This window comes from Herbiconiux dendrobii (genome assembly GCF_052048175.1).
Taxonomy (GTDB): Bacteria; Actinomycetota; Actinomycetes; order Actinomycetales; family Microbacteriaceae; genus Herbiconiux.
Genome location: NZ_JBLZQV010000002.1, coordinates 699,759 through 717,799 on the forward strand (window position 1 = coordinate 699,759; position 18,041 = coordinate 717,799).

Consider the following 18,041-nt stretch of genomic DNA (forward strand, 5'->3'; position numbering starts at 1 on the left):
CGATCCGCAGCACCCGTGCCGGGGGCGGGACTACGAGCCCGAGTAGTACTCCATGACCTGGTCGAGGGTCAGGTCGAGCCCCGGGAAGTCGTAGCCGAGCTGGAAGTTGGCCGGCTTGTCGTCGAGGCAGTAGTCGCCCGCGTTCTCCTCGGTGATCTCCAGCGGCGGGAAGTACTGCTCCTTCTCGATGTCGTCGCCCTCCAAGAGTGCGACGGCCTGCTCGAGGCCCTTGGCGTAGATGGCGGGCTGGCCGAACACCATGTCGCCGGTCAGGCCCTCGGGGGCGTACTTCTCGAGCGTGCAGGCCTCACCGTTGTAACCGGATCCGCCGACCACCGGAACGAAGGGGAGCCCGGCGGCCTTGAAGGCCTCGGGGATGCCCTGACCGCCGGTGAGGAAGGAGTAGACGCCGCCGACATCCGGGTTCGAGCGCAGGATGGTGCTCATCGCCTCCTGGGCGGTGGCCTCGTTCCAGCCGTTGGTGTCTTGCGCGACGACGGATGCTCCGCCGCCTTCGAGCGTCTCGATCACGCCGGGCATCGTGCCCTCGTTCAGCGGCACGCCCGCGAGGCCCTCGAGCACGGCGATGTTCTTGTCGGTACCGAGGTTCTTCAGCAGCCAGTCGGCGCCGATGGTGCCGGCGCTGCCCCAGTCGGTGGAGACGACGTAGACGTCGGGGTTGTCGTAGGGGCCGCCATTGGCGATGACCGGGATGCCCTGGGCCGCGGCCTGGGTGATGGCCGCGTCGGCACCGGAGGAGGAGGCCGGGTCGAACAGGATGAGGTCGACGCCGTCGGCGATGAGGTTCTGCATGGCCGCGTTCTGCTGGGCGGCGTCGTTGTCGTTGGTGCGGACAATCTTGAGCTCGACCTTGTCCTTGTACTCCGGGCTGTTGGCCAGGGCCTGCAGCGAGGCCAGGCCCATCTCGCGCCAGGCCTGGCCGCCGAGGGGCTGCTCGAAGCCGATCACGAACTTGCCGTCGCCGCCGGCGTCGGTGGAGCCGGCCCCGCCACCCTCCGCCGGGGCGCTGGTGCAGCCGGCGAGCAGGGCGAGGGCCGAGGCCCCGGCCAGAACGGCCGATGCCTTGACGATGCGACGGGTGTGCTGTGTTCCTTGCATGATTTCTCCCTTGAAATCGGTGGGTCACGATGTCGGCGCCTGCGTGTCCGGTCGTGCAACGGTGCAAGGGACAGGTAGTGCGCAACGGGTGTGATTCGGGACACTAGCGCAAAAATGGCAGCGCTACCAGTAGCGCTGCCAGATTTACGACGTACCTGCCCGATTCGTGACATTTCCCCCCGCCGGCACGTCCTATCGGTGTGCCCTCGCCGACTCGCGTCCGCATCCGACCACGTCCCCGACCCGAAAGGACCGGAACCGCCATGAGGTACCGCAAGCCCCGCCCACGCTCGGTCTGGGCCGCCTTCATCACCTCGACGGTGATCTGTCTGCTGATCCTTCTGGGGGTGCTCCTCCCGATCCTCGGACTGATCGGCACGGCGGATGGCAGTACTGCGGGCGCCCTGGATGTGCCCGTCGGTCAGATCGCCCTCGCCATCCTGATCGGCTACCTGCTCGCGCTGGTGCTCCTCGCGATCTGTCTGCGCCTCCGCAACGGCGCAGCAGCCTGGGTTATCGGTGTCGCCGCGGTCATCTCGACGCTGTCGGTGTCGGTCTGGCCGCTCGTCATCACCGCGATCGCCGGCACCGACCAGGCACGCGGCCTGCTCCCCGCCATCCAAGACCTCATCGCCCGGTTCACCGGCTGACCGGTTCCGGTATCCGGTGCGCCTCCGATGTCTCTCGCGATCAGAGGCCGACGTCGGCGGCGCTGACGAAGCCGGAGTCGACGAGCTTGGTCTGCACGTCGTCCTTCACCACCACCTCGGGGTCGAGCTGGTACGACTTCACCGTGGTGGCGCCGTTGTCGAACTCGGTGGTGGTCTCCACCTCGGTGCCGGCCACGATCGAGGCGATCATCTCGGCGGTGCGCTCGCGCAGCACCCGGGTGTCCTTCCAGACCGTCATCGCCTGCTCGCCGCTCAGGATGGCCTTCACGTTCGCCTTGTCGGCATCCTGGCCTGTCACGATCGGCCAGCCCTCACCCGCCGAGTACCCGGCGCCCTTGAGGGCCGCCTCGATGCCGAGCGCGAGGCTGTCGTTGGGCGAGAGCACCACGTCGACCTTCTCGCCGCCGGTGTAGAACGACGACAGCCGGTTCTCCATCTCGGCCTGCGCGTCATCCGAGCCCCAGCCCAGGATGCCGATCGAGGCCCAGTCGTCGTTGCTCGCCGGCGCCTTGCCCGAGGGCACGACCAGCTGGCCGTTCTCGACGTAGGGCAGCAGGACGTCCCAGGCGCCCGAGAAGAAGTAGCGGGCGTTGTTGTCGTCGGGGCTGCCGGCGAAGGGTTCGAAGGTGAACGGCCCCTTGCCCTCTTCCAGCCCCAGGCTGTCGACGATGTAGTCCGCCTGCAGCTCGCCGACCTTCTCGTTGTCGAAGCCGGTGTGGTAGTCGACGGCGTCGCTGTTGTTGATCAGGCGGTCGTAGGCGATCACCGTCACGTCCTGCTTCTCGGCCTCGGCCAAGACCGGGCCGAGCGTCTCGCCGTCGATCGCGGTGATCACCAGGATCTTCGCGCCGCCCGCGATCTGGTTCTGCAGCTGCGAGATCTGCTGGTCGGTCTTGTTGTCGGCGTACTGCAGGTCGGTGGTGCAGCCCTGATCCTGCAGCAGCTTCTGCAGGCCCTCGCCGTCGTTGATCCAGCGCTCGAGCGAGCGGGTGGGCATCGAGATGCCCACGTTGCAGTCGCCGCCGGCCGAGCCGCCCGCGGCATCGGTGCTCTCTGCTCCACCCGCGCTGCAGGCGGCCAGGGAGGCCAGGAGCGTGGCCCCGGCCGTGAGGGCGAGGGCCGTGCGGATGTGGCGGCGGTGAGGTGATCGCATGATTTCTCCCGTGAAACAGACTGTTGACGAAACGCAGGAGCGACACTACCGTGGCAATGGCAGCGCTGCCAGTAGCGCTATCAGTCGCACTTCGCTAGTGTGATCGAACCGTCGCAACGACGCGATAAGGAGACGCCGTGACCATCGCACCCGATGCCCTCGCACCCGACGCTTTCGCCCCGGATGTGCAGATCCGCAGCCGCAGCCACCGCATCGGCTGCATCGGAGCCGGGGCCATCATGGCCGATCAGCACCTCGCCGCGTACCAGCTCGCCGGGTTCCCGGTCGTGGCCATCGCCTCCCGCACCAAGGCCAACGCCCAGGCGGTGGCCGACCGCTACGGCATCGCGACCGTGCACGAGACGCCCGAGCAGCTGATCGCCGATCCGTCGATCGAGATCCTCGACATCGCGTATCCGCCCGACCTGCAGCCGGCGCTCATCCGTGCCGCGCTCGCTCAGCCGCACATCAAGGCGGTGCTGGCCCAGAAGCCGCTCGCGCTCGACCTCGACGAGGCGATCGCGCTGCGCGACGAGGCGGCGGCGGCGGGGAAGATCCTGTCGGTCAACCAGAACATGCGCTTCGACCAGTCGATCCGGGTGCTCAAGCAGCTGCTCGACGCCGGCGCCCTGGGCGACCCCGTGTTCGCGCAGATCGACATGCACGCCGTGCCGCACTGGCAGGGCTTCCTCGAGGGCTACGACCGGCTGACGCTCGCGAACATGAGCGTGCACCACCTGGATGCGCTGCGGTACCTCTTCGGTGACCCGAGCGAGATCACCACGGTGGTGCGCGAAGACCCGCGCACCACCTTCGAGCACGAAGACGGCATCGTCGTCTCCACGCTGCGCTTCCCCGGGAACGTCTTGGCGCTCAGCGTCGAGGATGTCTGGGGCGGCCCCCGCGAGGAGGGCTACGACGACGACTTCTTCATCAAGTGGCGGGTCGAGGGCACCGCGGGCGTGGCCAACGGCACCATCGGCTGGCCCACGGGCGAACCCTCCACCATCCGCTACGCCTCGACGCTCACCACGGGTGGCCAGTGGGTGCAGCCGAGCTGGGACACGCACTGGTTCCCGCACGCGTTCATCGGCGTGATGGAGCAGGTGCAGTACGCGGTCGACACCGCCACCGCGCCCGAGCTCTCGGTCGCCGACAACGTCAAGACGATGGCGCTGATCGAGGCCGGCTACCGCTCGATCGCCGAGAAGCGCCCGGTTCGGCTCGACGAGTTCACCCTCTAGAGCCCACTTCCACTTCGCACGACCACCCACAACCGGAATCACACCAAGGAGCAACGACGCCATGATCCAGCTGGGCATCTTCACCGCCTACTACCCCTACGACCTCAAGACCACCGCCGAGAAGATCCGCGCGCAGGGCTTCAACACGGTGCAGCTCGACCTGCACTTCAAAGACCTCGACCTCTCCGCCGGCCAGATCACCAAGGAGAAGGCGAAGCTGGTCAGCGACACCTTCCGCGACCACGACCTGCCGATCTCGGCCATCTCGGGCTACACCAACATCGTGCACCCCGACCCCGAGCACCGCGCCGCCAACGTGGCGTACCTCAAGGAGATCATCCGCAACGCCCGCAACTTCGGCAGCAAGTACGTCATCTCCGAGTCGGGCACCTTCAACCCCGAGAGCGAGTGGGACCACGACCCGCACAACCGCTCCGAAGACGCCTACGACCAGGTGCGCACGGTGCTCGCCGAGCTGGCTCAGGAGGCCTACGACCACGGCGCCACCTTCCTGCTGGAGACCTACGTGAACAACGTCATCGGCTCGGTGCGCGAGACCGTGCGCGTGTTCAATGACATCCGCACCCCCGGCCTCGAGCTGCTGATGGACCCGACGAACTACTTCGACGCCACCAACATCGACGACCAGGCGCTCGTGCTGAACGAGGTCTTCGACACCCTCGGCGACCGCGTGCGCGTGGCCCACGCCAAAGACGTCAAGCGCGCCGGCGACGACAAGAGCGAGAAGCACGCCGACATCGGCGACGACGACGCGCTGGCCTCGCACACCTTCCGCGGTGTCGGCGAGATCGAGCTGCCGGCCGCCGGCCTCGGCTCGCTCGACTACGAGCTGTACCTGCAGCGCCTCTCCGAGCAGAGCCCGAACGCCCCGCTGATCATCGAGCACCTCGACGAGAGCGACATCCCGCGGGCCAAGCAGTTCGTCACGGATATCCTCAAGAAGTACACGATCTGAGGCATCGGGGAACGGCATTCCAGGCAAGGATCGAACGGAGATTTCAGTGGTGCACGACAAAGTAGCGGTGATCACGGGGGCCGGCGGGGCGCTCGGGCGGGCGACCGCCCTGCGGCTGGCGGCCGACGGGTTCGCCATCGGGGCGCTGGGGCGGCGGAGCGACGAGCTCGCCGAGACGGTGTCGCTGGTGGAGGCCGCCGGAGCGGGAGTCCGGATGCTCGAGGTCGACCTGCGCGACGCCTCGGCCATCGAGGCGGCGATCAGCACCACGGAAGCGGAGTTCGGCCCGGTCGAGGCGCTGGTGAACAACGCCGCGATCTATCCCAGCACGCCGTTCCTCGAGATCCCCCTCTCGGAGTACGACGACGTCGTCACCGTGAACCAGCGGGGCTACTTCTACGCGGCCCAGGTGGCGGCGCGCGGCATGGTCGCTCGGCGCTCCGGGGCGATCGTCAACGTCGGCTCCATCACCTGGAACGGCGGCTGGTCGAACCTGGCCAGCTACGTCTCCACCAAAGGCGCCGCGGTGGCGCTCACCCGCGCTCTCGCCCGCGAGCTCGGCGAATTCGGGGTGCGCGTCAACGCGGTGGCCCCCGGCGCCTTCCCCACGAAGGCCGAGGAGATCCAGGGCGACGCCGCCGAGTACTCGGCGCACGTCATCGAGCACCAGGCCATCAAGCGCCGGGGAACGGATGCCGAGCTCGCCGCCGTGGTTTCCTTCCTGGTGGGCCCCGACTCGTCGTTCGTGACGGGTCAGACCATCAACGTCGACGGCGGATGGGTGATGAAATGACGCGCACGCACCCGATGGCGAACCCGCACCCGCACACGAGAGGGACGACCCTGTGAACATCTTCGGCACCGAGCTCTCGCGGCTCGACCTCGAACGGCGCACCGGCGACCTGTCGGCCGTGGCGGGCATCCGCTCGGTCGTGCTCGACGACGGGGTGGAGCGGGGCGTTCGCGCCCTGCAGCTGCGCACGGCCGCCGGCCTCGAGCTCGAGGTGCTGGTCGATCGGGCCTTCGACCTCGGCTCGGCCTCCATCAAGGGCGTGCCGTTCGGCTGGCGCTCGGGCAACGGCTTCCGCCACCCGGGCCTGCACGAGCACAGCGACGAGGGCGGCCTCTCCTGGCTACGCGCCCTCGACGGGCTGCTGGTCAGCGGCGGTCTCGACCACACGCTCTTCGGTGGCGAGGTCGACGCCACGCGCTACGGCTACCCGCCCAAGCAGTCGGTGACGCACGGCCTGCACGGCCGGCTGACCGCTATCCCCGCGAAGCTGCTCGAGGCGCGCGAGGTGCCGGCCGCCGACCCGTCGGGCACTCCGGTGCTGCGGGTCGTCGGCGAGGTGATCCAGGCCACCTCCTTCGGCGAGCACCTGCGGCTCACCCGCACGATCGAGCTCGACTTCGACGGGCGCGAGATCCGCCTGCACGACGTGGTCGACAACCTCGGTTTCGAGCCGACGCCGCACATGTTCCTCTACCACCTCAACATCGGCTGGCCCTTCGTCGACGAGGGCACCGAATTCGTGGCACCGATCGCGAAGACGCTCTGGGCCTCCGACTCGGCGGCCTCGCAAGGGGTGTCCTACCGCACTCTGCCGGCGCCGATCACGGGCTTCGTCGAGCAGGTGTTCGAGCACGAACTGGTGCCCGATGCCGACGGCCGTCACCACGTGGCGCTGCTGGCGGCCGACGGCGCCCGGGGCGTCGAGGTGAGCTGGACCGCGGCGGGCATGCCGCACTTCTTCGAATGGCAGAACCTGCGCGCCGGCCAGTACGCCGTGGGCCTCGAGCCCTCGACCCACCACGTGGGCGGCGACGGTGCGGCGCGCGACGACGGGTCGATGACCTTCCTCGAGCACGGGGAGAGCCGTGAGTACTCGACGGTCATCCGCATCCTCGAGGGCCCTGCGGAGGTCGACGCGGCTCGCGACGCCATCCGCTCGATCGCCGGCCAGCCCGAATAGGGGCGTCGCCATGACGATCCAAGCCGGCCCTGATACCATGATGTTAGCGCTGCCATCACTTGCGACCACTGCAAGCGGATGCGCGGCCGATGAAGCGCGAGGAACCCACCATGACTGAATCCACCGCCGCAGGCTCCGCTCCCGAAGTGCTGTCGGGCATCCGGGTGCTCGACTGCTCGATCGCCATGGCCGGCCCCTTCGCCGCGCAGCGTCTCGGCGACCTGGGGGCCGACGTGATCAAGGTCGAGCCGACCACCGGCGAGTGGCAGCGGCACGCGGCGGCGGGCGGGGCCACGGGCAACCGCATCAACGTCTCGTTCCTCTCGCTCAACCGCAACAAGCGCTCCATCGGGGTCGACCTCAAGTCGCCCGACGGCAAGGAGATCCTGTACGAGCTGGTGAAGACGGCCGACGTCTTCCTGCAGAACTACCGGCCCGGCGTCGCCGCCCGGCTCGGCGTCGACTACGAGACGCTGAAGGCGATCAACCCGTCGATCGTCTACGTGTCGATCTCGGGCTACGGCGAAGACGGCCCCTACCGCAACCGTCCGGGGCAAGACCTGCTGCTGCAGGCGATGAGCGGCGCGATGCTCTCAGCCGGCAGTGCGGGGCATCCGCCCACCCCGGCCGGGCAGTACCTGGTCGACGCCATCACGGCTTCCACCGCCTTCGAGGGCGTGCTCGCCGCGCTCTTCCATCGGGAGCGCACCGGGCAGGGGCAGCTCGTGTCGGTGAACATGCTCGATGCCATCACCACCCTGCAGATGCAGGAGCTTTCGGTGTTCACCGTGGGGGGCGTGGCGCAGAAGCGCAGTGCCGAACCGCACGCGCACGTCTACATCCGCGCGCCGTACGGCGCTTTCGCGACGGCGGACGGGTACATCGCCCTCGCGATGCCCGAGCTGCACGCGCTCGGCGAGGTGATCGGCGATCCGTTCTTCGCCGGGCTCGACACCGAGACCGACAGCTGGACGCACCGCGACGAGATCTTCTCGCGCACCGCCGCCCGGCTCGCCACCGAGTCGTCGGAGCACTGGCTCGCCGCCTTCTCGGCTGCGGGCATCTGGGCCGGGCCGGTGTACGACTACCAAGACCTCGTCGACGACGAACAGATCGCGCACAACGGCACCTTCATCGAGTACGAGCACCCCACCGAGGGGCTCGTGAAGACCCCCGGGTTCCCGTACAAGCTGTCGGAGACGCCCGCGCGCATCGATCGGGGGGCGCCGCTGACCGGCGAGCACACCCGCGAGATCGTGGCCGAGCTGGGGCTGGATGCGGCGCGCATCGACTCCCTGCTGGCCGCGGGCGTGCTGGCGTCGGAGTCGGCGGAGTCCGCTACGCCTGCTACGGGCTCGTCTGCCGGGCCGGCCGCCACCGCCTCCGCCGGGCCTGCTGCGGGTGGGCCTGCTGCGGGTGGGCCCGCTGCAGGTGGGTCGGCCGAGTCCGCCTCGGTGCGAGAACCCGCATGACGCTGCGCGGCATCACCTGGGACCACCCGCGGGGCCGCGACGCGCTCGAGGCGGCGGCCACCGAGGCCCGGGAGGCCGGCGCTCTCGACCTCGAGTGGAGCGCGCATCCGCTCGAGGGCTTCGAGTCGCACCCCATCGACGACCTGGCGCAGAACTACGAGCTGATCGTGCTCGACCACCCGCACCTCGGCGAGGCGCTCGAGCACGGTTCGCTGCAACCACTCGACGCCGTGGTCGGCGCCGCCGACATCGAGCGCTGGTCGCACCAGGCGGTCGGCCCCTCGTTCGACTCCTACTCCGTCGACGGCTACCAGTGGGCGGTGCCGCTCGACGCCGCCGCCCAGGTGGCCGTGCACGACGCCCGCCTGCTCGCGACCCCGCCCGCCACGTGGGCCGAGGTCGCCGACCTCGCCGGCTCCGCCCCGGTTGCCCTCTCCCTGGCCGGCCCCCACGCCTTCCTCACCTTCGCCTCCCTCTGTGTCGCCCTCGGTGAACCCCCGGCCCAGCACCCCTCGTCCTCCTCGCGACCCGTCGATTTCGGCCCTAGAACCTCGTCCGAAGGGCCAAAATCGCTGGATCGCGAGGAGGGGGCGCTGGTCTCGGACGAGACCGCCGGGCGGGTGCTCGAGCTGATGCGAGGGATCGGAGAGCGGGTGCCCGAAGGTACCGCCGAGCTCAACCCGATCGGGCTGCTCGAGCGCATGAGCACCGTCGGTGACATCGCGTACTGCCCCCTCGTCTACGGGTACGTCACGTATTCCTCGAAGAGCATACGGTTCGCGGATGCCCCGGTGGCGGTGCCCGCCGGCCGGCACGGATCGACCATCGGAGGCACCGGGCTCGCGGTGAGCGCGCGCACCGAGGTGACGCCCGAGCTCGTGGCGCACATCCGTCACCTGATGGATCCCGAGACCCAGCGCGGCTTCATCCCGCGGCACGCCGGGCAGCCCTCGAACCGCGCGGCCTGGCTCGACGACGAGGTGAACCGCGAGAGCGCGGACTTCTACCGCTCGACCCTCGCCACCCTCGACGACTCCTGGGTGCGCCCGCGCTTCGGCGGGTACATCCCGTTCCAGACCGCTGCCTCCGCAATCGTGCGCGAGATCGTCGCCGGCGAGCTCGGCATCGAGCCGGGCATCCGCCGCCTCAACGAGGCCTTCGCCGCCGCACCCACCGACGGCCACGCCGCCGCCGATGCCTCCGTCCCCACCCGCAGCACCGCCGAAAGGGTCTGAGATGACCAGCGAAGAAGCCGCCCTGCCCGTGCTCGCCACCGGCGACATCCTGCTCGAGCTCGACGAGCGCGTGCTCACCATCACGCTCAACCGGCCGCAGAAGCTCAACTCCGTCACGCAGGAGATGTCGGATGCGCTGGTCGAGGCCGCCGAGTGGGCCAACGACAGCGACGACGTGCGCGCCGTGGTGCTGACCGGCGCGGGCGAGCGGGCGTTCTGCGCGGGCTCCGACATCCGCTCGCTCGACAAGTACGCGACGCCGTGGGACTTCCGCAACCGCGTCGACTACTGCGACGCCCTGCGGGAGCTGCGCAAGCCCCTGATCGCCGCCGTCAACGGCTACGCCTTCGGCGGCGGGCTCGAGACCGCGATGATCTGCGACATCCGCCTCGCCTCGACCACCGCGAGCTTCGCGGCGCCCGAGATCAAGCTCGGCTGGATCGGCGGGGGCGGCATGAGCACGTTCCTCGCCCACTCGATCGGCGCGAGCAACGCGGCGCTGATGATCATGACCGGCGATCCGATCAGCGCACAGACCGCGCTCGGCTGGAGCCTCGTCTCCGAGCTCGTCGAACCCGAGGGCCTCGTGGCGCGGGCGCAGGAGCTCGGCCGCACCATCGCCGCGCGTCCGCCGATCGCGGCCGAGACGGCCAAGGCGAACCTCCGTGCCGCGTTCAACCTGCCTCAGGATGCGGCGATCGCCTACGAGCGCGACCTGCAGACGGTCACGTTCGCCACCGACGACGCCGCCGAGGGCCGAGCCGCCTTCGCCGAGAAGCGCGCGGGCGTCTTCCACCGCCGCTAGCGCCACCGGCCGGATCCAATCCGCGGCCCACCTCCCGCACCCCAAACCCACACCTCGCACCCCAACCCGCACCTCGCGGTAGACACCCGAACCGCACCCGGCCGCTTTCCAAACCCTCCCGCACCCCCACTTCCGCCCGCACCCCCCACCCGCACCCCCACTTCCGTCCGCACCCGCACCCGCACCCCCACCCCCACTTCCGCCCGCACCCTCACCGAACGTAGGAGTTCCGATGACCAGCACCACCCCCACCACTCCCTGGGCGGGAACCGCCGCCGAGGCTCTGCCGGGCGACGGCTACGCGGGCGCACTGGTGGGGCGGGTGTGGCTGCCCGAGGCGGACGGGCCCTCGCCCGTGCTCGTGACCGCGGAGGGCGTGTTCGACCTCAGCCACCGCTTCGCCACCGTGAGCGCGCTCACCGAGCAGGAGCAGCCCGCCGCCGCCGCCCGCGAGGCCGCCCGCGACGGCGCGCGGCTCGGCGGCTTCGACGAGATCTACGCCAACACCACGGCGGCCACCCGGGACCAGGCTCAGCCGTGGCTGCTCGCCCCGGTCGACCTGCAGGTGCTGAAGGCCGCCGGTGTCACCTTCGCGGTCTCGATGATCGAGCGCGTGATCGAGGAGCGGGTGCGCGGCGACGCCGAGGCGGCCGCCCGGATGCGGGAGAGCATCCTGGCCGAGATCGGCACCGACCTGCGCGAGGTGCGCCCCGGATCCGAGGCCGCCATCGCCCTCAAGAAGTACCTCGTGGGCGAGGGCCTGTGGAGCCAGTACCTCGAGGTGGGCATCGGCCCCGACGCCGAGATCTTCACCAAAGGTCCGACCCTCTCGGCCATGGGCACGGCGGTTCAGGTGGGCGTGCTCAGTACCTCGCAGTGGAACAACCCCGAGCCCGAGGTCGCGCTCATCGTCGACTCCGCTGGCCGGATCGTGGGCGCCACCCTCGGCAACGACGTGAACCTGCGCGACGTCGAGGGCCGCTCGGCGCTGCTGCTGCCCAAGGCGAAGGACAACAACGCCTCCTGCGCGCTCGGTCCGCTCATCCGGCTCTTCGACGAGAGCTTCGACCTCGACGCGGTGCGCTCGATGACCGTGACGCTCGAGATCACGGGCGACGACGGATTCCGGCTCGACGGCAGCTCGGAGATGGCGCAGATCAGCCGCGATCCGCTCGAGCTCGTCGGGCAGCTGCTCGGCCCGCAGCACCAGTACCCGGACGGCGCGGTGCTGATGCTCGGCACGATGTTCGCCCCGATCGTCGACCGCGACGAGCCCGAACGCGGCTTCACGCACAAGACCGGCGACATCGTGCGGATCTCCTCGGCCCGACTGGGTAGTCTGGTCAATCAGGTCGAGCAGAGCGAGAGGTGCGAACCGTGGCAGTTCGGGATCGGCGCGCTGATGGCGAACCTCGCCAGGCGGCAACTCTTGTGAGCAGCGACGGGGTGGCGGTCGCCGAGTCCCTGGTCGGACCGGCGGATGTGGTGATGGCGGAGTCGACGACGGCGCCCATCACCGAGACCCCGGGCGCGCGCCCGTCGCGCCGCTCCACCAACACGGTCACCCTCGACGACGTCGCCCGGCACGCGCAGGTCTCGCCGCAGACCGTCTCCCGCAGCATCCGCACCCCCGAGCTGGTCTCCGAGTTCACGCTCGAGCGCGTGCGCGCCTCGATCGCCGAGACCGGCTACGTGCCGAACCTCGCCGCCTCGAACCTCGCCTCCAACCGCAGCATGACGGTAGCCGCCATCATCCCGGCCATCTCGGCCTCGGTGTTCGCGGATGCTCTGCACGGCCTCGAAGAGATCCTCGCCCCCGCGGGCTACCAGCTGTTCATCGGCTCCACCAGTTACCGCCCGGCGCACGAGGAGGAGCTGGTGCGGGCCTTCCTCGGCCGGCGCCCCGACGGCATCTTCATCGTCGGCACCGAACACTCGGCCAACACCACGCACCTGCTGCGCGAGTCGAAGGTGCCCGTGATCGAGGCCTGGGATCTCACCGACGACCCGATCGACAGCCTGGTCGGCTTCTCGAACCGCCACGCCATCCGCGCGATCGTGGAGTTCGCCCAGGAGCGCGGCTACCGGCATCCGACGTTCGCCGGATCGCTGCAGCGCGGCGACTTCCGTGCCGCCGCCCGCCGGGCGAGCTTCGAGGAGGCCGTACCCGAGCTGTTCCCCGGTGAGGCGGTACGCGTGGTCGACTCCGGCACCTCCACCGTCGACTACGAGACCGGCCGCCGCCTGCTCGACGAGACGCTGAAGCTGCACCCCGAGACCGACGTGCTGATGTTCGCCAGCGACGTGTTCGCGGCCGGTGCGCTGCTCGAGTGCACGCGCCGTGGCATCCGGGTGCCCGACGATCTGGCGATCACCGGGTTCGGTGACTTCGAGATCGGCCGGCACCTCGTTCCGACGCTTACCACCGTGGCGGTGCCCAACCGCCAGATCGGCACCGTCGCCGGCGAGCTGCTGCTGGCCCGGATGAACCACACCTCCGCCGAGACCGCCGAGGTGGATCTCGGCTTCTCGGTCGTGGCGCGCGAGAGCGCCTGACCTTCCTTCTTCCCTCACCCCCTCGAAGCCCCCACTCCCAAAGGACGCACAATGTTGAAGACCACCGATCCGCGCACCGGTGTTAGCGCTGCCACCACGATCGAGCCCACCACACCCGCAGGGGTCGACGCCCTCGCCGGCCGCGCCGCCACCGCGGCGCACGAGCTGCAGAGCCGCGGCCGCGAGTTCCGCGCCCAGCTGCTGGAGGCCATGGCCGACGCCGTCGAGGCCGCCCGCGACGAGCTCGTGGCCACCGCCGACGCCGAGACGGGCCTCGGCGTCGCCCGCCTCACCGGCGAATCGGGCCGCAGCGCCTTCCAGTTCCGCCTCTTCGCCGAGGCGGTGCGCGAGGGCAGCTTCGTCGAGGCCGCGATCGACCACGCGGGCGACACCCCGCTCGGCCCCGGTCCGGACGTGCGGCGCATGCTGGTGTCGATCGGCCCGGTCGCCGTGTTCGGCTCGAGCAACTTCCCCTTCGCCTTCTCGGTGCTCGGTGGCGACGTGGCCTCGGCCATCGCGGCGGGCTCGCCCGTCATCGTGAAGGCGCACGGATCGCACCTGCTCACCTCCAAGCGCTCGTTCGAGGTGCTGCAGTCGGCGGCCGAGGCCGTGGGTGCGCCCCGCGGCACCTTCGGCATCGTCTACGGCCAGGCCGCCGGTGTCGAGCTGGTGAAGCACCCCGCCATCAAGGCGGCCGGGTTCACCGGCTCGCTCGGGGCCGCCGAGGCCCTGCAGAAGGCGATCGACACCCGCGAGGAGCCCATCCCGTTCTTCGGCGAACTCTCCAGCATCAACCCGCTCGTCGTGTCTCCCGGGGCGGCGGATGCCCGGGGCGGCGCCATCGCGGAGGGCCTGTTCACCTCGTACACCGGCTCGGCGGGCCAGCTCTGCACGAAGCCGGGCATCGCGTTCGTGCCGGCCGGGGCATCCGGTCAGGCCATCGTCGACGCGCTCGCCGCACTCACCACCGACGCCGCTCCGCAGGTTCTGCTGAACGACCGCATCCAGAGCTCGTTCGGCGACATCGAGGGCCGGCTGAAGGCGGCGGGCGCGGTGGAGGTGGCGCACGGCACCGCTGCGGCTGCGGGCGCGGCATCCGGAACCTCCGACAGCGAGGGCCCGGCCGCCGGCTTCTCGGTCGCGCCGACCCTGCTCGAGACCACCGCCGCCGGCCTCGGCGCCGAGCTGGCCGAGGAGTGCTTCGGGCCGCTGATCGTCGTCGCCCGCTACGAGTCGCTCGAGCAGGTGGCGGAGGCCTTCGGCCGCATCCCGCGCTCGCTCACGGCGACGCTGCACGTCGAAGACGAGGAGTCCGACGTGATCGCCGAGCTCGCGCCGTCGCTGGAGGCGAGTGCCGGCCGCATCGTGTTCAACGGCTACCCCACGGGCGTGCGCGTCACCTGGGCCCAGCAGCACGGCGGCCCGTGGCCTTCCACCAACTCGCAGCACACCTCGGTGGGCGTCACGGCGGTGCGCCGCTTCCTGCGCCCGCTCGCCTGGCAGAACGCCCCTCAGTCGGCGCTGCCGGAAGAGCTCCGCGACGCGACCACCTCGATCCCGCGCCGCATCGACGGTGCGCTCGTGCTCGCATCCTGAGCCCGGGCGGGCACCGGCACGTCGGGCCGCCGACCCGGTGCGCGGCGCACGACGACTGTACGACCACTCGACGGTGTTCGGGCTTTCGCTGCGGGGCCGCCGGATGGATGCTGTGAGGGATGAGCGGGCGACGCCCCTTGCCGGTAGCGTCGAGGTGTGACCGATATGGCCGACGCGATTCCCGGGCTGGGTGCTGCCCTGGAACGACTCACGGCGGAATCGGTGCTCTCCCGCTCGGCCGGGCGATACGCGGAGGCGCTCTCCGACGTGAGGGAGTGCCACGAGCTGCTGCACGACGTTCCGGATGCGGCACTCGAGCCGCTGCGCCCGAGCCTCGTGCCGCTCCGCCTGGAGTGGGCGCTCACGCTCGCCGTGGCCGGGCGCTCGGTGGAATCGCTGCGCGGCTACGAGCGCACGCACGCGGAGGCGGTGCTCTACGGGCAGCGCGACATCGCGGCCTCGGCCGCCGGATCGGCCGGCATCGTGCACGCGTTCGGCGGCGATCTGCGGAACGCCGGCGAATGGATCGCCGAGAGCCTCCGGATCGCCGGCGAGAGCGAGCTCCCGGAGTCGACCCGGCTGGCGCAGGCGCTGGTCGGTCTCGCCCGGGCCGACGAGGCGGCGGTCGATGCCGCCCTCGCCGACGGCGTGTTCCTCGAGGCGGCTCCCTCCTGGGCGATCCACAGCTACGTCGAGGGTCTGCAGGCCGTGGCGAAGGGTTCGCCGCAGGCCGGCCTCGCCCGGTTGAACTCCTCGGTGCGGGCGCACTTCCCGCGCACGCTGAGCAGTGGCATGAACGCCTGGCTGACCTGTGCGGTCAGCGCCTACCTGCACCTGGCCGTGGGGGACGTCGACGGAGCGCGAACCGTCTTCGAGACGGCGCACGGCTCCACCGACGAGCTAGGGGGCGAACTGATCGCCTCGGCTCTGGCCTGGACGCGGCTGCGCGACGGCGATCCGCACCGGGCCACCTCGCTCGCCGCCTCCTACATCGACGGCGGCCGGGGGCTCATCGGCACCACCATCAACATGGCGCTGGTGGCGGCCATCGCCAACCTCGACCTCGGCAACGACGACATCGCCGGCGAGCTGTTCCGCTCGGCCTACACGCTCGCCGAGCCCGACGGGCACGTGGCGCCGTTCCTGCGGGCCACCCCGGACGAACGGATGCGCCTGTCCGCGCTCGCCGGCGTGCCGCTCGGGCACCCGGGATTCGATCTGGTGCACGCGCCGGTGACATCGATGCCTTCCCGGGCCCGCCCCCGCCTCACCGGGCGGGAGAAGGTGGTGCTGCGGCACATCGTCGACGGCCGCACCAACGACGAGATCGCCTCGCTCGAGCACGTCACCAAGAACACCGTGAAGTCGCAGGCCAGCGCCCTCTTCCGCAAGCTCGGCGTGAGCAGCCGTGCCGATGCGATCGACGCGGCGACCCGCCTTCCCGGGCTGCTCTCCTAGCGCGCCGAGCCCCCTCGCGACATGCCGTGTCGCGCCGTGGCGGGTGCGCTCGCCCCGGCGCCGCCGGGCGCCGCCGGGCGGCTCAGGGCCGCGGGTCGAGTGCCGTCAGGGACACCGTGGGGAGGGCGACCCAGCCCTCGCGGCGGGCGCGCTCCAGATCATCGGGGCCCGGAGCATCCGCGTGCCCGAGGGCGGCGGCCCGGGTGCCGAGCGCGGCGACCACGGCGTCGAAGGCGTCGCCGGAGGCGATCATGAGCGGCTCGTGGCCGTTCAGCCGGAGCCACGGAGCGCTCGACGCGATCGCGTCCAGCAGCACGGCCCGGCTCTCGGCGCTCGTGCGGTATCCGGTCGTGTCGAAGCCCCAGAGCCGCAGGGTGGCGCCGGGGTAGACCTCGGCGACGAGCCCTGCGCCCGCGCGGTCGGCATCCAGCCCTCGATCGCGCAGCCGGCCGAGCAGCCCGGCGCAGCGCATGGCGGTGAGCCCGAGGCGGTCGGTCGAAACGCTGAGCGGCCAACGCCCCGTCACCTCGCGCACGCGCCGGTCGGTCTCGCGGTAGGCGAGGGTGCGACGCCAGTCGAGGCCGCCGTCGAATCGGGCCCCTGATGCGGGGTCGGAGTGCGCCACGACGAAGTCGACGAAGCCGTCGGGCCAGCCCAGGGCGCAGTCGATGCCGAGTTTGGCGACGGATGCGGCCGTCTCGACGATCTGCTCGTCGTGGACCCCGAGGTGCAGCTCGGTGAGCACGGCGCCCTCGGTGGTCCAGTCGAGCACGGCGAGGGCGGTTCCCTTGCTCTCGGCGGCAAGGTCGACTCCGGCGGTGAGCATCTCCCCAGGCTAGCCCGCCGCCCCTCCCACCCGACGATCCGCGAGGAGCCGGCGTGCTGATTCGGCACGGGATTGTGCTGAGGAGGGCACGGTGCGGCACAGTGGGGCTGTGACCGAACACGACGCCGAGACCCCCCGCCCCGACCGCGAGAACAGCCCCGCGCACGAACCCGCGCACGCCCACCACGAGGAGGGGCACCAGCACGGGGCCGGCGGGCGACCGCCGGTGGATCCGGATGCCGACGTCGCGGAGACCTGGGACGACTTCTACCGGGCCGGCCCGCGCTGGAGCGGCAAGGTGAACGCCCTGCTCGCGTACGCGCTGCCCGACGCGCCGTCGCCCGGTGCCCGCGCGCTCGACCTCGGCTGCGGACTGGGCGCCGACGCGCTCTGGCTCGCGCACCGCGGCTGGGACGCCACCGGGGTCGACGTCTCGCAGGTGGCGGTCGACGGTTCGCGGGCGCTCGCCGAGGAGGCGTTCCGCTCGGAGGAGCTGCCGGCCGGGGCATCCGTTCGTTTCGAGCAGCACGACCTGAACGACGACTTCCCGAGCGGAACCTACGAGCTGGTCACGGCGTCGTTCCTGCACTCGATGGTGCGGCTCGACCGGGAGCAGATCCTCCGCCGTGCCTGGGCCGCCGTCGCCCCCGGCGGGCGTCTCGTGCTGCTCTCGCACGCCACCTTCCCGGCCTTCGCCGGCCCGCCCTCCGACGTCGTGCTCCCCACGGCCGCGCAGACCCTCGAGGCGCTCGCCCTCCCCGAGGACGGCACCTGGATGGCCACGATCGAGTACGCCGCCCAGCAGATGGAGGGCCCCGACGGCGAGCTCGGCACCCGCTCCGACCACCTGATCGTCGTCACTCGCCGCTGAGGCCGTCGGGCGGCCCAGGCTCGGCTCATGACCTCCGCCCGGTCGAACCCAAGCCCCTCCGAACGCAGCGCCCTTCTCGGCACGGT

General features: G+C 70.9%; 16 protein-coding genes. 13 read left to right on the forward strand and 3 right to left on the reverse strand.

Annotated elements, in window-relative coordinates:
- Window positions 1–30: 30 nt before the first annotated feature.
- Window positions 31–1,119, reverse strand: coding sequence for a substrate-binding domain-containing protein (locus tag ACN4JJ_RS08205; protein WP_440709420.1), 1,089 nt, complete (start codon window positions 1,117–1,119; stop codon window positions 31–33).
- Between the two features lie 263 nt (window positions 1,120–1,382).
- On the opposite strand from ACN4JJ_RS08205, the gene ACN4JJ_RS08210 reads away from it, so the two are divergent.
- The gene (locus ACN4JJ_RS08210; protein WP_440709421.1) at window positions 1,383–1,769 is read left to right on the forward strand and encodes a hypothetical protein; all 387 of its coding nucleotides are present in this window, start codon (window positions 1,383–1,385) and stop codon (window positions 1,767–1,769) included.
- 40 nt (window positions 1,770–1,809) lie between these two features.
- Here ACN4JJ_RS08210 and ACN4JJ_RS08215 read toward each other — a convergent pair whose 3' ends face one another.
- Window positions 1,810–2,943, reverse strand: a complete 1,134-nt coding sequence (locus ACN4JJ_RS08215; protein ID WP_440709422.1) for a substrate-binding domain-containing protein — start codon at window positions 2,941–2,943, stop codon at window positions 1,810–1,812.
- Between the two features lie 137 nt (window positions 2,944–3,080).
- On the opposite strand from ACN4JJ_RS08215, the gene ACN4JJ_RS08220 reads away from it, so the two are divergent.
- From ACN4JJ_RS08220 to ACN4JJ_RS08270, 11 genes are all read left to right on the forward strand, one after another.
- Window positions 3,081–4,187 carry a Gfo/Idh/MocA family protein gene (locus tag ACN4JJ_RS08220; protein WP_440709423.1) on the forward strand — a complete coding sequence of 369 codons (1,107 nt, stop codon included), beginning with the start codon at window positions 3,081–3,083 and terminating at the stop codon, window positions 4,185–4,187.
- Between the two features lie 61 nt (window positions 4,188–4,248).
- Window positions 4,249–5,163, forward strand: coding sequence for a sugar phosphate isomerase/epimerase family protein (locus ACN4JJ_RS08225; RefSeq protein WP_291048456.1), 915 nt, complete (start codon window positions 4,249–4,251; stop codon window positions 5,161–5,163).
- Window positions 5,164–5,212: 49 nt separating this feature from the next.
- The gene (locus ACN4JJ_RS08230) at window positions 5,213–5,956 is read left to right on the forward strand and encodes an SDR family NAD(P)-dependent oxidoreductase (protein WP_440709424.1); all 744 of its coding nucleotides are present in this window, start codon (window positions 5,213–5,215) and stop codon (window positions 5,954–5,956) included.
- 52 nt (window positions 5,957–6,008) lie between these two features.
- Window positions 6,009–7,136 (forward strand): aldose 1-epimerase family protein, encoded by a 1,128-nt coding sequence (locus ACN4JJ_RS08235; RefSeq protein ID WP_440709425.1) that lies wholly within the window; start codon window positions 6,009–6,011, stop codon window positions 7,134–7,136.
- A 110-nt stretch (window positions 7,137–7,246) separates the two neighbouring features.
- Complete coding sequence (locus tag ACN4JJ_RS08240) at window positions 7,247–8,608, forward strand: CaiB/BaiF CoA transferase family protein (protein ID WP_440709426.1); 1,362 nt, start codon at window positions 7,247–7,249, stop codon at window positions 8,606–8,608.
- Window positions 8,605–9,843: a hypothetical protein gene (locus ACN4JJ_RS08245; RefSeq protein ID WP_440709427.1), complete on the forward strand. Its 1,239-nt coding sequence runs from the start codon at window positions 8,605–8,607 to the stop codon at window positions 9,841–9,843. Before ACN4JJ_RS08240 ends, ACN4JJ_RS08245 begins: the two co-directional genes overlap by 4 nt.
- Before the next feature lies 1 nt (window position 9,844).
- On the forward strand, window positions 9,845–10,648 hold the full coding sequence (locus ACN4JJ_RS08250) for an enoyl-CoA hydratase/isomerase family protein (protein ID WP_440709428.1): 804 nt from the start codon (window positions 9,845–9,847) through the stop codon (window positions 10,646–10,648).
- 232 nt (window positions 10,649–10,880) lie between these two features.
- Window positions 10,881–12,083 carry a fumarylacetoacetate hydrolase family protein gene (locus tag ACN4JJ_RS08255; RefSeq protein WP_440709429.1) on the forward strand — a complete coding sequence of 401 codons (1,203 nt, stop codon included), beginning with the start codon at window positions 10,881–10,883 and terminating at the stop codon, window positions 12,081–12,083.
- Complete coding sequence (locus tag ACN4JJ_RS08260; RefSeq protein WP_440709430.1) at window positions 12,080–13,204, forward strand: LacI family DNA-binding transcriptional regulator; 1,125 nt, start codon at window positions 12,080–12,082, stop codon at window positions 13,202–13,204. Before ACN4JJ_RS08255 ends, ACN4JJ_RS08260 begins: the two co-directional genes overlap by 4 nt.
- 51 nt (window positions 13,205–13,255) lie before the next feature.
- The gene (locus tag ACN4JJ_RS08265; protein ID WP_440709431.1) at window positions 13,256–14,800 is read left to right on the forward strand and encodes an aldehyde dehydrogenase (NADP(+)); all 1,545 of its coding nucleotides are present in this window, start codon (window positions 13,256–13,258) and stop codon (window positions 14,798–14,800) included.
- Between the two features lie 165 nt (window positions 14,801–14,965).
- Window positions 14,966–16,258 carry a helix-turn-helix transcriptional regulator gene (locus ACN4JJ_RS08270; protein WP_440709570.1) on the forward strand — a complete coding sequence of 431 codons (1,293 nt, stop codon included), beginning with the start codon at window positions 14,966–14,968 and terminating at the stop codon, window positions 16,256–16,258.
- An 82-nt stretch (window positions 16,259–16,340) separates the two neighbouring features.
- Here the strand turns inward: ACN4JJ_RS08270 and ACN4JJ_RS08275 are convergent, their stop codons facing one another.
- Complete coding sequence (locus ACN4JJ_RS08275) at window positions 16,341–17,084, reverse strand: DUF429 domain-containing protein (protein ID WP_440709432.1); 744 nt, start codon at window positions 17,082–17,084, stop codon at window positions 16,341–16,343.
- Window positions 17,085–17,193: 109 nt separating this feature from the next.
- Here ACN4JJ_RS08275 and ACN4JJ_RS08280 point away from each other — a divergent pair, with 109 nt between their 5' ends.
- Window positions 17,194–17,955, forward strand: coding sequence for a class I SAM-dependent methyltransferase (locus ACN4JJ_RS08280; RefSeq protein ID WP_440709433.1), 762 nt, complete (start codon window positions 17,194–17,196; stop codon window positions 17,953–17,955).
- Window positions 17,956–18,041: the final 86 nt, after the last annotated feature.